Genomic DNA, 14,543 nt, shown 5'->3' with positions numbered 1-14,543 from the left:
CTCACGACGATAACGAAGTTATCCTGATGTCACAACCCCGAGGAGCCGCCGTGAACAGCACCACCCATCCCCCGCTGGACCATGACTGGGTCGTCGTCGGGTCGGGCTTCGGCGGTAGCGTCGCCGCCCTGCGACTGGCCGAGAAGGGCCACCGGGTCGCGGTCCTCGAGCGCGGCCGCGCGTACGCCGACGAGGAGCTGCCCGCGTCGGCATCCGACAGCCGCCGTTTCGTCTGGGCACCGTCGGTCGGGCTGCGCGGGATCATGCGCAACGTGCTCTTCCGCCACGTGTTCAGCTCCACCCAGACCGGAGTCGGCGGCGGGAGCCTCGTCTACGGCGGCGTCCTGTTCCGCCCGCACAAGGACTTCTTCGCCGACCCGCAATGGCCGCGGCCGGCCCGCTGGGAGGAGGTCCTCGAGCGTCACTACGCCACGGCGGAGCGGATGCTCGGCGCGAGCACGACGCCGTGGGAGTCGGTGACGAGCGGACTGACCCGCGAGGTCGCCGACCGGTTCGGCGGCAGCTTCTCCGCGGCGCCGGTCGGGGTCTTCTTCGGCGAGCCCGGCGTCACGGTGCCGGATCCCTACTTCGGCGGCGAGGGCCCGGACCGCACCGGCTGCACCCGCTGCGGGCAGTGCATGACCGGGTGCCGGGTCGGTGCCGCCAACCGGCTCACCAAGAACTACCTCTGGTTCGCCGAGAAGCACGGCGCCCAGGTCGTCGCGGAGCGCGAGGTGGTCGACGTGACTCCGCTCGGGGCGGCCGACGGGAGCGACGGCTACCGGATCACCACCCGCGTGTCCGGGGTCCGGGGCGGCCGCCGCGAGAGCATCACCACGCGCGGCGTCGTGTTCGCCGCCGGCGCGGTCGGCACCAACGCCCTCCTCGCGGACTGCAAGCACCGCGGGTCACTGCCCGCGGTCAGCGACCGACTGGGCCACCTCGCGCGTACGAACAGCGAGGCAGTGCTCTCCGTCCTGCTTCCCGAGGACGTCGGCACCTGGCGCGACGTCACTGCGAGCAGCCGGGTGGTCCTCGACGGCGACACCCAGATCGAGTTCCTCACCTATGGACCGCGAGGCGACTTCATGCGCCTGATGTTCACGGTCCTGGTGGGCGAGGGCCGGGGTGTACGCCGCCTGTCTGCCTGGCTCCGCACTGTGATCCGCCACCCACGCCGTTGGTTCTCGACGATGCGATCGGGCTGGTCCGCGCGCACGCTGATGATGCTGGTCATGCAGCCGCGAGACAACGCGATCCGGTTCACCGCGAGGAAACGACTCCTGGGGCGGGGATATCAGCTCACCACCGAGCGTGACCGCGAACGGCCCGCGCCGACGTACATCGACGCAGGCCACCAGGTCGCCAACTGGCTGGCGGACCGCACCGGAGGCGTCGCGCAGAGCAGCGTCTTCGAGGTCTTCGGCAACCGGCCGATGACCGCCCACGTACTCGGTGGAGCCGTGGTCGGCACGAGCCCGGCCACCGGAGTCGTCGATGCCGAGCTGCAGGTGTTCGGCTACCGGAACATGGTCGTCTGCGACGCCGCCGCCCTGCCCGCCAACCCCGGTGTCAACCCGGCGCTGACGATCACGGCGCTGGCCGAGCACGCCATGTCGCACATCCCCGACGCCGGTTTGGGACGATGACGGCCATGTCGAGAGATTCCACGGTGACGGACGGCCCCTCCAACGGGATCCCGGAACGACTCATCGCCGCCGCCGTCACGATGCTCGCCGAGGAAGGACCTTCCGCCATCAAGGCCAGGACGGTCGCCGCGAAGGCCGGCATGTCGAGCATGGTCGTCTACAACTACTTCGGCGGCGTCCCGGAGCTGCTCGGTGCGGTGGTGGACCACGGCTTCGACCAGCTGGGCGAGGCGTTCGCCCAGGTGGGCGCCAGTGAGGACGCCATCGCCGACCTCTTCACGATGGCGCTGACCACGCTCTCCTACGCACAGGCGAACCCGCACCTGTACGACGCCATGTTCGGCCTCTCCACCCGGGCGACCTACCGGCCCACCCCGACCAAGGGCGAACGGCGAGCCGGCCACTCCCCCGCGTTCAACGCCGCCTACGCCCACGTGGTCGAGGCGGCCACGCGGCTGAGCACCACCGGCGACCTCACCATCGACAACCCGAGAGCGGCCGCCGGGGCCATGTGGAGCTACGTCCACGGCTACATCACCCTCGACCTGGCCAACCACTTCGTCGAGTTCGCCGACCCGGTCCGAGAGGTGCTGGTCTCGATGGGGGTCACGTTCTGCGTCGGCCTCGGAGCCGATCCCGCCTCCGCCCTCGCCTCGCACGAGACCGCACTCCGGCGAGCCTGGCACCCGGGCCCCTGACCCTCCTTCAGTCTCCGTTGAGCGCTTCGTCCAGTGCCGTGATCTGGGCCTTGACGAAAGCTCGGGAGACGGGAGCCTTCGCTTCGGTGAAGTCGAAGTTGTGGTACCCACCCGGGACCACATGCAGGGCGCAGTCGACGCCGGCCTCCTGCAGGCGCCGGGCGTAGGCGACATCCTCGTCGTGGAAGAGATCGTTGGTGCCGACGCCGATCCATGCGGGCGGCAGCCCGGAGAGGTCTTCGTAGCGGGACGGCGCGGCCAGTGGGGAGACCTCGCCGCCCGATGCGCCGAGGTAGGCACTCCAGCCGAACCGGTTGCTGGCCGGGCTCCAGATGCGTAGGCGGCGCGGGTCGATGTCGGTGCGGGTCGTCGTCCTGTCGTCCAGCATCGGGTAGGACATCAACTGCAGGACCGGACGGATCTCGCCACGCTCCTGCGCCAGCAGCGCCAGTGCGGCGGTCAGGCCGCCGCCGGCGCTCTGCCCGCCGATGGCGATGCGTGCTGGGTCGATGTCGGGCTGGCTCGCGAGCCATTGCAGCGCGGTGTAGCAGTCCTCCAGCGGCGTCGGGAACGGGTGCTCGGGAGCGAGCCGGTATTCCACCGAGACGACCACGACACCCAGTTCGTCGGCGACCCGGCGGCAGAACGCGCGGTCCTGCCCCGCGTCGCCGAGCACCATTCCGCCGCCATGGATCCACAGCAGCGCCGGGGTGCGGGGCCGAGCCGTTGCCGGCCGGAAGACGTGCACGGACACGTTGTCGTCCACGGCGACGACCTGCGCGTCGGGCCGCCGGGTACGCGCGGAGAGCTTGGTGAGGCGACGGAGCGTCGGCAGCGTACGAGCCGTGATGATCGTGCGCGGAAGGAACCGCGCGATCCGCAGCTGCGGATGAAAGGTCTGCTCGCGGGTCATCGGCCGACCTCGGCGTCCACCAGGGACAACGCATTGCGGAGGCCCTGCTCGAGAAGGTCGTCGGAGAGCTGCCGGTCGGCCAGCGCGCGAGAGAGCTGGAGCGTCCCGGCCATCAGGCCGAGGAGACTGAGCGCCTTCACGCGGGCCGAGGGCGAATCGTCGGATGCCATCCGCGCCGCGAGGCCGTCGATGACGACCAGCACGCCTTCGGTGTACGCCTGCCTGGTCGCCTCCTCACTGCGCGCGATCTCGTCGAGGAGGGCGGCGTTGGGGCAGCCGTCGACCGGGTTGTCCCGATGCTCGGCCGACAGATACCAGCGCACGATCTGCTCCAGGCCGGCCCGGCCCGGTTCCGCCCGCTCGACGATGTTGGCGTGCAGCGTGTGCAGCTGGTCGGTGATCGCCTCCGCGACGAGGTTGTCCTTGGACTCGAAGTGTCGGTAGAAGGCGCCGTTGGTCAGGCCCGCGTCCTTCATCAGCGTCGCGACCCCGGAGCCGTCGATGCCATCACGCTTGAGACGTCGACCTGCGGTCGAGATGATCCGCTGCCGGGTCTCCTGCTTGTGTTCTTCCGTGTAGCGCACCATCGTCTCAGCTCGGCATCCGGTTGAACTTGCGGATGACGCGGTCGAAGCTGCGCGCCGGAGCGATGCGATGCACCGCGTTGATGGTCCGGGCGGTCGAGCCGGCCGTACGTCGCAGCTTCGGGTTGCGGTCGGTGGCTGCCCCGACGATCACCTTGGCGACGACCGCGGGGTCGTCGCCGTTGCTGAGGTTCTTCGTGATCAGCTCGTCGTAGTTGCGCCGTCCGGCCGCGTAGAGCGGCATGGGGGTGTCGGCCTCGACGCTGTGGCCGGCGAACGGGGTGTTGATCGGGCCGGGCTCGACGAGCAGGACCCGGACGCCGTACTCGCGCACCTCGTGGTCCAGCGACTGGGAGTAGCCCTCGACCGCGTGCTTGGTCGCCACGTAGACGGTCATGAACGGGCTGGGGACGAATCCGCTGAGGGAGGAGACGTTGATGACGCGCCCGCTGCGCTGAGCGCGCATGTGCGGAAGGACCGCCTTGGTCATCCGCATGACGCCGTAGACGTTGATGTCGAAGATGTCCTGCGTCTGGCGGATCGAGAACTCCTCGCCCGCCCCGGTCGACCCGACGCCGGCGTTGTTGACGAGGACGTCGATACGCCCGAACCGGTCGATGACCTGCTCGACCGCCGAGGCGACCGAGTCATCGCTGGTCACGTCGAGGTCGAGGTACGTCACCCCCGTGGGCGCGGTGAGTCGCGCGGTGTTGCGGCTGGTGCCGATCACCTGGAAGCCCGCCGCGACCAGGGCGATCGCGGTGGCCTTGCCGATGCCTGAGGAGGCGCCCGTCACGAGGGCGATCTGCGGAGTCGTTGTCATCATGAGTTCCTGACGTTTAGGAGTACGTTCATACGACAATAGCACATGGGATGATGATCGTATTCCCAAACGGCCAGGGCCCATCCGGCAAAGGCGCATGGCCGAGGCCGCGACACCCGCGGCGAGCCCAGCGACTAGCTGCCCGCGCGCCGCGCCTCGGGCAGCTGCGGGTAGGGCGGCTGGTCGATGCCCAGCGTCCCGGTGCAGGCCAGTGGCCGGGCCTGCAGGAAAACGCCGACGCGATGGGTCTTCTGCTTCAGCGCATGGCTCATGGCGCTGGCATGGCCGCCCTTCTTGTAGGCGAAGTCCCGGGCCAGGGCGTAGGTCTTCCAGAGGCTGATCGAGGTGTGCTCGTACGGCAGCTGCGCCGAGATGTCGATGCTGCCGCGGTGCCCGGGGTGGTGGGCGGCGCGGCTCGCCGCGTGCAGGTTGTTGCGCATGAACTCGACGAGCCGGCCATGCCGGAGGATGCCGTGGACGACCGCGACCATGGGCTCGCCGTCCGCGAGCGGCTCCGCCCCTTCGGCGCTGGGCTTCCAGCCGTGCCAGTGGTCGCGCTCGGACTCGGAGTCGATCCTCACCCGCACGATCTCGCTGTCGAGGCTGAACCGTCCGGGCCCGTCGATGGCTCGGCGCAGCGGACCGGCGAAGGCGGCCTCGGCCGCCTCCGCCGACTCCCACGCGGCGACGAGCGCACAGCCGCCCGGCAGGAGATTCGGCGCGAGGGAGTGGGTGCCGTTGTTGGCGTAGTTCACCGTGACCCCACGCAGGCCGTCGATGCCGGTGTCGATCGTGCGCCTGAGGTCGCGCCGCCATCTGATCCGCCCGCCGGGCGGCCGCAGGAAGGCATCGACGGTCAGGAAGTCCGGCCGGCTCATCACTGCCCGCTCAGGCCGCGGACTCGGTCTTCGAGCCGAGGAAGTCCAGGACCTCGGGGACGAACTCGTGGTGGTACTGGAACACACCGCCGTGGCCGGAGGCCGGGTAGATCCGCAGGCGGGAGTCGGGCAGCCTGGCCGCCATGTCCTTGGAGTGCTCGCTGGCGACCATCAGGTCCTTGTCACCGTTGGCAACGAAGACCGGGATCTTGATCTGCTCCAGGTCGTCGGCGGGATGCATCCCCGCGCTGGTGATCGCGCGCAGCTGAGCGAGGCCCGCCTGCGCGGAGATCGGCTTGTCCCGACCGGCCGTACGCTCCGCGAGCCGCTCGAAGTAGGCGTTGGCCGCCTTCTTGCCCTCCGGGGTGCGCTGGAAGAACAGGAAGTGGCGCGGGTCCTTCCGGGCCAGGAACGCCTTGGTGTAGGCACCACCGACGATGAACGGCATCTTCCAGATGCCGCCGCCACCGCGCGGGCCGCTGCCGGCGACCACCATGCGGCGTACGAGATCGGGGGCCTGGAGGGCGACCATCTGGGCGACGGCGCCGCCGAGCGAGAAGCCGATCAGGTCGACCTCCTCGTGGCCGAGCGCACGGATGAAGGCGATGGCGTCGGCACCCATCTCCTCGATGTCGTTCGGCACCCTGCCGCCGGTCGCACCGACGCCGCGGTTGTCGAAGGCGACCACGTGGTGCTGCGCGGCGACCCCGTCGAGGACGCGCGGGTCCCAGTCGTCGAGGACGGCGGTGAAGTGATGCAGGAACACCACCGGTACGCCGCCGGGCCTGCCGAGCTCGCGATAGGCGAACGAGGTGCCGCCGACGTCGATCGTCTTGTTCGGGGTGGTCTTCCAGGTGGTGGTCATGACTTGTTCCTTTGTGAGAGTGCCGCCGGGACGGCGGCGGGAGGCGTGGAAAGACGGGCGTCGAGACGGGCGAGGACATCGAGGATGCGGCGGTCGCGGGCGAAGCGGGAGTCGAGCACGGGGCCCAGGAAGCCGCGCCAGGAGGAGACCGGACGCCACAGGTTCGGCAGGATGACGCGGGCTGCGCGCGCCTCGAGCCCTTCGGCGATGCCGGCCGCGGCCTGCGCCGGGGTGATCCGCTTCAGCATCGCCTTGGGCAGCGCGCCGAGCAGCTCCATGACGACCGGGTCCTCGTCGACGCCACGGGCGATCATGTCGGTCTGGACGAGCGAGAAGTAGGCCGTGAGGACCGAGACACCGTGGTCGGCGAGCTCGACGCGGAGTCCGCGCCCGAGCTGCTCGACGGCTGCCTTGCTCATGGCGTACGGAATCGTGCCCATGCCGTTGAGGAAGGCGAACACGGAGCTGATCAGGACGATCTGGCCCCGCTGTGCGATCACCTGGGGTAGCGCGGCCGAGACCGTGTTCGCGACACCGGTCACGTTGACCGCGAGGGTGGCCTCGATGTCCGCTGTGGGCGTGTTGCGCAGTGTGGCCGCCTTGGCCAGCAGACCGGCGTTGGCAATCACGACGTCGAGCCGGCCGTACCGGTCGACGGTCTGGGTGACCGCAGCCTCGAGCGAGGCGGGGTCGCGGACGTCGGCCACGCAGCCGAAGGAGTCGGACGCATGCAGCCCGCCGGCCCGCTCGGGCGTCGTCGGGTCGATGTCGGCGACCGCCACGCGGGCTCCCCGGTCGAGCAGGGTGCCGACCGTGGCGGCCCCGATCCCGCCGTTGCCACCGGTGACCAGGACGACCTTGCCGGCGAGGTCGTACGCGAGGCGGCTCATTTCAGGCCCCGGCGCGGCGCGAACGACACCCGGCCGTTGCGGCGCACCATGGCCACCGCGGTGCGCAGCACACCACGGTCGAGATCCGGCTCCTGCCCGCGGGCCAGCCGGTGCATCTGGTCGGTGTTCCAGGCGAGGTTGAGGACTCCGTCGAGAGTCTTCAGATCCGCGAACCGGCCGAGCAGGCCACGCATGCCGGCCTCGATCTCGTGGGTGCTCAGCTCCGCTGCATGCCCCCGGAGGATCGCATCGGCGGAGTCGGTGGTCGTCACCGTCGGGCGGCCGATGCCGACGAGGTCGCAGTCCCCGGCGGTTAGCGCGTCCTGCATGCCGGAGCGCGAACGGAAACCGCCGGTCACCGCCAGCGGCACGTCTCCGGCCGCCTTGCGGACGGACCGGGCGTAGTCGAGGAAGTAGGCCTCACGCGCCCGGGTCGAGGAGGCGGCCGTGCCAGACATGGCCGGTGACTCGTAGTTGCCGCCGCTGACCTCGATCAGATCCACGTCCTCCACTGCGAGGGCCTCCACGACGGCGCGCGAGTCCTCCTCGGTGAACCCGCCACGCTGGAAGTCGGCGGAGTTGAGCTTGACCGACACCGCGAACCCGGGACCCACCCGGCCGCGTACGCGGCGTACGACCTCGATCAGGAAGCGCATGCGCCGCTCGGCGTCGCCGCCCCATTCGTCCTCGCGCAGGTTGGTCAGCGGGGAGAGGAACTGGGTGGCGAGGTAGCCGTGCGCCGCGTGGAGCTGTACGCCGTCGAAGCCGGCCTCCTCACAGACCTTCGCCGCGACAGCGAAGCGCTCGATGATCTCCTCGATCTCCGCACCGGTGAGCTCGCGCGGAACGGTCGCACCGGGAAGCGCGAGCGGCACCGGACTCGGCGCGACCGGCTGGTGGCCGATATCCATCAGATTGGACTGCCGGCCCGGATGGTTGAGCTGGGCGAAGATCGCGGCGCCGCCGTCGTGCGCCGCCTTGGTCCACGCGGTCAGCTGCGGGAGGGCACGGTCGTCCTCGATCACGATGTTGCCCGGCTCCCCCAGGTGCCGGCGGTCGACCATGACGTTGCCGGTGATCAGCAGGCCGTAGCCGCCCTGCGCCCAGCGGCGGTAGAGCGTGACGATGCGCTCGTCGGGCGAGTTGTCCGCATCGCCCAGAGCCTCGCTCAGCGCCGCCTTGGCGATGCGATTGGGCAGGCGTACGCCGGACGGAAGGTCGAGCGGATCAGCAAGCGAGGCCATGGATGCTCCAGTTCGTGGATTGCAGTACGTTCGTAATAGTATGGTCATAATGCTAAGGTATTGACAACCCCTGGAAGGAGATTCACCTCATGGCGAGATACAGCCCGGAGCACAAGGAAGCGACGCGGCGCCGGATGATCGAGACCGCCGGCCGCCGGTTGAAGAGCGACGGCATCGACGGCTCGGGCATCGCGACGCTGGTCGCCGACGCCGGACTGACCAACGGAGCGTTCTACGGTCACTTCGCATCGAAGGAGGACCTGGTCGCCTCGGTCGTGACCCAGCAGCTCGCGGACCAGGTCGCCGTCGTCGACGCGCTGCCCGCAGGCCTCGCATCCGTCGAGGCCTTCCTCCGCGAGTACCTCTCCGCCGAGCACCGCGACGATCCCGCCGAAGGCTGTCCGTCGGCAGCCCTCCTGGACGAGATCGGTCGCTGCGACGCGACGACCCGAGACGCCTACACCGACGGCGCCCGCTCGATGATCGAGGCGATCTCACGCCACCTCGACGAGGGTGACGCCCAGCAGACCGACGAGCGTTCGATCGGCATCTTCACGCTCCTGGTCGGGTCCCTGCAGCTGGCTCGCGCCGTCACCGACGCCGAGCTCTCCGACCGCATCCTCGCCGCGGCCTACACCCAAGCCATGACCATCGCGGGAGCCCGTCCGGGCCCCGCGGGAACACCCACCCAGGAGTCACCATGAAGGCCTTCGTCGTTACCCACTACGGCCCGGACGGGCTCGAGGCGGCCGTTGTCCCGGCGCCGACGGTAGGGCCTCGCGACGTCCTGGTCGACGTCCGCGCCGCGAGCATCAACCCGCTCGACAAGATGGTCCGCAACGGGGAGTTCAAGCAGCTGCTGAACTACAAGCCGCCCTTCACCCTCGGCCACGACGTCTCCGGCGTGATCACCGAGGTCGGGCCGGAGGTCCGTGACTTCAAGGTCGGCGACGAGATCTACGCCCGGCCGCGCGACCTGCGCATCGGCACCTTCGCCGAGCAGATCGCCATCGACGCCGACGACATCTCCCTCAAGCCGAGGTCCTTGTCGTTCGAGGAGGCCGCGGCAGTACCCCTGGTCGCCCTCGCCGCATGGCAGGCCCTGGTCGGCCTGGCCAGCGTCAAGCCCGGCCAGAAGGTCCTGGTCCACGCCGGAGGCGGTGGCCTCGGCTCCACCGTCATTCAGGTCGCCAAGCACCTCGGTGCCTACGTCGCGACCACCGCCCACACCCGAGACGTCGAAAGGGTCCGGGCGCTCGGTGCCGACGAGGTCATCGACTACACCAGCACCGACTTCGCCGAGGTCCTGTCCGGCTACGACGTCGTGCTCGACTCCCTCGGGACCGCCAGCCTCGAGAAGTCGCTGACCGTCCTGAAGCCGGGCGGTCTGGCGATCAGCGTGGTCGGTCCACCCGACCCGCACATGGCGGACCAGCTGGCCAAGCCGCTCCTCAAGCCCGTCATGGCCCTGTTGAGCCGCAAGATCCGGTCCCGCGCCAAGAAGCTCGGCGTGCGCTACTCGTTCCTCTTCATGGAGGCGAACGGCACCCAGCTCACGACCCTCGCCGCGCTCTACGACGACGGCATCCTCCGGCCGGTCCTCGACCGCACCTTTCCCTTCGCCGACACGATCGAAGCGATGGCGTACGTCGAGCAGGGCAAGGCCAACGGCAAGATCGTGGTGACCCGATGAGCATCCCCGGCAACGAGCCCGTCATCACCTCCTACGAGCAGGCCCCGACCCGCTCCGTCACCGTCGGCGACGTGACGTACGCCTACCGCGAGCTCGGCCCGAAGGGCGGCGTACCCGTCATCTTCTTCGTCCATCTCGCGGCGACCCTGGACAACTGGGACCCCCGCATCGTCGACCCCATCGCCGAGAAGCGACACGTCATCACCTTCGACCAGCGCGGCGTCGGCGCCTCGACCGGAGAGGTGCCCGACACCATCGAGGAAGCCGCCGATCACGCCTACGAGTTCATCGCGGCGCTCGGCTTCGAGGAGATCGACATCTTCTCCTTCTCGATGGGCGGCATGATCGCCCAGGACCTGATCCTCGAGCACCCCGGCCTGGTCCGAAGGCTCGTGCTGACCGGGACCGGGCCCCGGGGCGGCAAGGACATCGAGAAGGTCGCCGGAGTCACCTACCGGGACATCCTCCGGGCGACGCTGACCAGGTCGGACCCCAAGGAGTTCCTCTTCTTCAACCGCGACGCCACCGGAAAATCGGCCGCGAAGGCGTTCGTCAAGCGGCTCCAGGAACGCACCATCGACCGCGACCGGCCGGCCACCATCAAGGCGTTGCGCACCCAGCTGAAGGCGATCCAGAAGTACGGTCGCTCCGCCCCGTCAGATCTCTCGGCGCTCACCATGCCGACGCTGATCGCCAACGGCGACCACGACCGGATGGTGCCCACGGCTCTCTCCGAAGACCTCCATCGCCGCATCAAGGGCAGCCAGCTGATCATCTACCCCAACTCCGGTCACGGCGGGATCTTCCAGTTCTACGAGAAGTTCGCCCCGGTCGCCGCCGACTTCCTCACCGACTGACCTACACGCCGGTGCGGGTCCAAGGGCATGCCCTTGGACCCGCACGGATGAGTCACCTCAGAGTTGGCTGATCACCGCCCTGGCGTCCCGCTGCAGGGCGGCACGAGCTTCGGCATCGGCGACGTTGAGCGAGCTGGCCGCCAGGTCGGCGTACTCCCCCAGCTGCGACCGCGCGGAGGCGAGGCGCCCGGCGTCGACATGCTTGGCCGCCTGCCTGAGCCGCTTCTCGAGGACGCTCTCCCCCGCGGGCGTGATCTCACCGGAGCGGGCGAGCCGCTCGGTCAGGGCGGTGAGCTCGGCCAACGAGGTGGTGGTCGTGAACGTCACCGTTCTCGTCGTCGCGTGTCCCGCCTTGTCGGTCGCGGTGATCGCGAGGGTGTGTGACCCGAGCGAGAGTCGCCACAGGGCAAGTACGTCGCCTGTGACTGCGGCACCGTCCAGGGTCGCGGTCACGGACCCGACACCGGAGGTGGCGTCGGTGGCCGACCATGACGCATTCCCGGAGTTGCCGACCGTGGCGCCGTCGGTGACACCGTCGACCGCGACCTGCGGAGCGGTCTTGTCGATCCGCACTACGACCTGTCCTACCTCGGAGACGTTGCCGCCGTTGTCGGTCGCGCGGTAGTGCACGGTCGTGACGCCCTCCGCGGACACAGTGAGCGGGTTGTTCGCGTTCTCCCAGGTCTGGCCACCGTTGGTCGAGCGCTGCCGTGAGGCGACGGTGCCGTTGTCGGTCGCGGCGACCGCCACCGACACGTTCCCCGTCCACCAGCCGTTCTGCCCGGTCGGCTGCGCCGGGTTGAGCGTCGCGGAGACCGTGGGAGCCGTGACGTCGGCGAAGCCGTCGCCGACGAACCTGATCCGATCCAAGGTGACGCCGCCAGTGGAGGTCACGAACAGCTCGCCGCTGCCCGACGGCGCTCCGGTCAGGTCAGACGTCGTCTCGGACCAGTCCTCGCCGGCGACGTCGAAGGAGGCGAATGGCGTCGCATTGGCCGACCCCCATCGCAGCTCCACGGTGCCGGTGCCGCTGGCGCGCAGCTTGGCCGAGGTGATGCCGGCGAGGTTGACGGGCTTCCAGGAGAGCCAGTCGCCCGCATCGAGCGAGGTGACCTTCCGCAGGCCGCTGGCAGTGTCGTCCGGAGCGATGGCGACGCCCTCGGAGGCGTCGGCCCACTCGGCCTCCTGCGACTTCGGGTTGAGGATCATCGACACCTCGGACCGGGCCGCCGGGACACCGTTGGCGCCGTTGTCGGTGTAGCCGATGACGACGACTCCGTAGATGTTCTCCGTCTCGCCGTGCTCGGTGGCGTCGGCGGGCGTCGGGATCGCGAATCGGCACCCGGTCCCCTGGCTGAGCGGGTGGGCGTGGACGTCGTGGCCGAGGCCGAACGTCCAGGTCACCCGTGAGCACACCGTCGCGTTGCCGTCCTCGGCATCGTCGGTCTTCACATCGAACGGCACCGCCTGACCCCAGTCGAAGAAGCCTCCCTCGGCCGGCGTGGCCACCTCGATCGTCGGCGCTACGTTGCCCACGCTGATCGAGGTCGAGGTGATGCCGCGACGCCCCTCGGCGTCGGTGACCCGGAGCCGGGCGGTGTAGCGGCCGAGCTCGGCGTACGTGTGCGTCGTGGTCGCCCCGGTGGCGTCGAAGGTGCCGTTGCCGTCCAGGTCCCACTCGTAGGTGAGCGCGCCGCCTTCAGGGTCGACCGAGCCCGAGCCGTCGAAGTCGACGGTCAGCGGTGCCGAGCTGCTGGAGATGGGGTCGGCGACGATGTCGGCTCGCGGTGCCTTGTTGCCGACGCTGTAGTCGATCCGATAGAGCCCGGCGTCCGGGTTGGCGCGGAAGAAGCCATCACCGTAGTCGAGGACGTACAGCGATCCGTCCGGCCCGAACTCGATGTCGATCGGGCTGTCGGTGATCGGCTGCCGGTTCGTCTCGAGATCGGTGTTGGGCAGGAACTGCTCGATGTGCGAGACCGGGCCACTGGGCCAGTCGACGGTGAACGCCGCCAGGTAGTCCTGGGAGAACTCGGCGAAGAACGCCTTGCCGTCCCAGTACTCGGGGAACTTCGTCGGCGAGGGGTTCTCCGCGTCGTAGTGGTACACCGGACCGCCCATGGGTCCCTGGCCGCCCGCCGGACCGAAGTCGGTCAGCTCCGGCCACGGCTGGTGGGTGTTGTTGTCGCCGTAGTAGAGGGTCGCAGCCGTGGCCGGCGGGACCGTCGAGAGTCCCGTGTTCCATCGCGAGTTGTTCTCCGCACCAGCGGCGCAGTCGAAGAACTCCCCCGGCGTCGCCGTCTCGAAGTCCCACTCGTTGTAGTTGAAGTGGTCGCCGGTGCAGTAGGGCCAGCCGCCGTTGATCGGCTCGTCGATCGCGGTCGTCTCCCACTCGACGTACCCCATCGGGCCACGCTCCGGGTTCGGCGCCCCGGCGTCCGGGCCGTAGTCGCCCCAGCTCACCGAGCCCGTGGCGGCGTCGACATCGATCCGGAACGGGTTGCGCAGACCCATCGCGAAGATCTCCGGTCTCGTCTTCTCCGTGCCGGGGGCGAAGAGGTTGCCCTCGGGGATGGTGTAGGAGCCGTCCTCCTGGACCGCGACCCGCAGGATCTTGCCGCGCAGGTCGTTCGTGTTGCCCGCGCCGCGGCGGGAGTCGAAGCCGGGGTTGAACCCTGGGGCGTCGTTGTTGGGCGCGAACCCGTTCGCGCCCGGCGTACCTGCCGGGGTGTTGTCACCCGTGGCCAGGTAGAGGTTGCCCTGGTCGTCGAAGTCGACGTCGCCGGCGACGTGGCAGCACTGACCGCGCTGCACCTCGACCTTGAGGATCACCTGCTCGGTCGCAAGGTCCAGCTTGTCGGCGGCCTCGTCCCACTTCACGCGGGTGAGCTGGTTGTAGCCCTTCCACTGGTCCCAGTAGGCCTCGGTCTGACCGGCGGGCAGCGTGTTCGGTGCCGAGCCGGACGGAGTGGTCGTCGGGTACGGGCCGGTCATGGTGCGCGGCGCGTAGTAGAGGTAGACCCAGCCCGACTCCTCGAAGTCGGGCGCGAGGGTGACCGTCTGCAGGCCGTCCTCAGAGTTGTTGTACGTCGCGATCGTGTTGACCACGCGGGTCGTACCGGCGTCGGGGTCGACGAGCCGGATGTCGCCGTTGCGCGCGGTGGTGAGCACGCGCCGGTCCGGCAGGACGGCCATGTCGATCGGCTCACCGGTGTCCTTGGTGAGAGTGACCTTCTCGTAGTTGGACCAGTCCAGGGCGAGACCGGCCCCGGGCTCGGTGCCGTGGTCGACGCCGTCGTGGGCGGCAGCGGGCGTCGCGAGTGCGACCCCGGAGGCGAGAGCGAGCGCGAGCCCGGAGGTCACCGCGAGGAGTGATCGCCGGGCACGACGGCGGGGTACCCCACCGGCTGAGCTGGGTATGGGCATGACGGTTCCTTGGAGAGCGAGGG

Annotated in this window: 13 protein-coding genes; 5 read left to right on the top strand and 8 right to left on the bottom strand. The window is 69.6% G+C overall.

The window, feature by feature from the left end:
- Window positions 1-50 precede the first annotated feature (50 nt).
- Window positions 51-1,649 (top strand): GMC family oxidoreductase, encoded by a 1,599-nt coding sequence (locus AB0F44_RS03905; RefSeq protein ID WP_357352861.1) that lies wholly within the window; start codon window positions 51-53, stop codon window positions 1,647-1,649.
- Between the two features lie 5 nt (window positions 1,650-1,654).
- Window positions 1,655-2,347 (top strand): TetR/AcrR family transcriptional regulator, encoded by a 693-nt coding sequence (locus AB0F44_RS03900; RefSeq protein ID WP_357352859.1) that lies wholly within the window; start codon window positions 1,655-1,657, stop codon window positions 2,345-2,347.
- Window positions 2,348-2,354: 7 nt separating this feature from the next.
- Here AB0F44_RS03900 and AB0F44_RS03895 read toward each other — a convergent pair whose 3' ends face one another.
- From AB0F44_RS03895 to AB0F44_RS03865, 7 genes are all read right to left on the bottom strand, one after another.
- Entirely contained in the window at window positions 2,355-3,260 is a 906-nt protein-coding gene (locus AB0F44_RS03895; protein ID WP_357352857.1) for an alpha/beta hydrolase, read from the bottom strand.
- The gene (locus AB0F44_RS03890) at window positions 3,257-3,847 is read right to left on the bottom strand and encodes a TetR/AcrR family transcriptional regulator (protein WP_357352855.1); all 591 of its coding nucleotides are present in this window, start codon (window positions 3,845-3,847) and stop codon (window positions 3,257-3,259) included. The genes AB0F44_RS03895 and AB0F44_RS03890 overlap by 4 nt, the downstream gene beginning before the upstream one ends.
- A gap of 4 nt (window positions 3,848-3,851) precedes the next feature.
- Complete coding sequence (locus tag AB0F44_RS03885; RefSeq protein WP_357352853.1) at window positions 3,852-4,667, bottom strand: oxidoreductase; 816 nt, start codon at window positions 4,665-4,667, stop codon at window positions 3,852-3,854.
- A 134-nt stretch (window positions 4,668-4,801) separates the two neighbouring features.
- Window positions 4,802-5,545: a hypothetical protein gene (locus AB0F44_RS03880; protein ID WP_357352851.1), complete on the bottom strand. Its 744-nt coding sequence runs from the start codon at window positions 5,543-5,545 to the stop codon at window positions 4,802-4,804.
- 10 nt (window positions 5,546-5,555) lie between these two features.
- On the bottom strand, window positions 5,556-6,410 hold the full coding sequence (locus AB0F44_RS03875) for an alpha/beta hydrolase (RefSeq protein WP_357352849.1): 855 nt from the start codon (window positions 6,408-6,410) through the stop codon (window positions 5,556-5,558).
- Window positions 6,407-7,300 (bottom strand): SDR family NAD(P)-dependent oxidoreductase, encoded by an 894-nt coding sequence (locus AB0F44_RS03870; protein ID WP_357352848.1) that lies wholly within the window; start codon window positions 7,298-7,300, stop codon window positions 6,407-6,409. Before AB0F44_RS03870 ends, AB0F44_RS03875 begins: the two co-directional genes overlap by 4 nt.
- Window positions 7,297-8,544: an NADH:flavin oxidoreductase/NADH oxidase family protein gene (locus tag AB0F44_RS03865; RefSeq protein ID WP_357352846.1), complete on the bottom strand. Its 1,248-nt coding sequence runs from the start codon at window positions 8,542-8,544 to the stop codon at window positions 7,297-7,299. Before AB0F44_RS03865 ends, AB0F44_RS03870 begins: the two co-directional genes overlap by 4 nt.
- 89 nt (window positions 8,545-8,633) lie before the next feature.
- Between AB0F44_RS03865 and AB0F44_RS03860 the strand changes: the two genes are divergently transcribed.
- The 3 genes from AB0F44_RS03860 to AB0F44_RS03850 are packed head-to-tail and all read left to right on the top strand — an operon-like array spanning window position 8,634 to window position 11,094.
- Window positions 8,634-9,248: a TetR/AcrR family transcriptional regulator gene (locus AB0F44_RS03860; protein ID WP_357352844.1), complete on the top strand. Its 615-nt coding sequence runs from the start codon at window positions 8,634-8,636 to the stop codon at window positions 9,246-9,248.
- Window positions 9,245-10,237 (top strand): NADP-dependent oxidoreductase, encoded by a 993-nt coding sequence (locus AB0F44_RS03855; protein ID WP_357352842.1) that lies wholly within the window; start codon window positions 9,245-9,247, stop codon window positions 10,235-10,237. Before AB0F44_RS03860 ends, AB0F44_RS03855 begins: the two co-directional genes overlap by 4 nt.
- The gene (locus AB0F44_RS03850; RefSeq protein ID WP_357352840.1) at window positions 10,234-11,094 is read left to right on the top strand and encodes an alpha/beta hydrolase; all 861 of its coding nucleotides are present in this window, start codon (window positions 10,234-10,236) and stop codon (window positions 11,092-11,094) included. The genes AB0F44_RS03855 and AB0F44_RS03850 overlap by 4 nt, the downstream gene beginning before the upstream one ends.
- A 57-nt stretch (window positions 11,095-11,151) precedes the next feature.
- On the opposite strand, the gene AB0F44_RS03845 is transcribed toward AB0F44_RS03850, so the two are convergent.
- On the bottom strand, window positions 11,152-14,520 hold the full coding sequence (locus AB0F44_RS03845; RefSeq protein ID WP_357352838.1) for a PQQ-dependent sugar dehydrogenase: 3,369 nt from the start codon (window positions 14,518-14,520) through the stop codon (window positions 11,152-11,154).
- Window positions 14,521-14,543 lie beyond the last annotated feature (23 nt).

The organism is Nocardioides sp. NPDC023903, from assembly GCF_040639295.1.
Taxonomy (GTDB): Bacteria; Actinomycetota; Actinomycetes; order Propionibacteriales; family Nocardioidaceae; genus Nocardioides.
The sequence above is the reverse complement of the archived record's forward strand: the minus strand, read 5'-3'. Positions and strand labels throughout refer to the sequence as shown.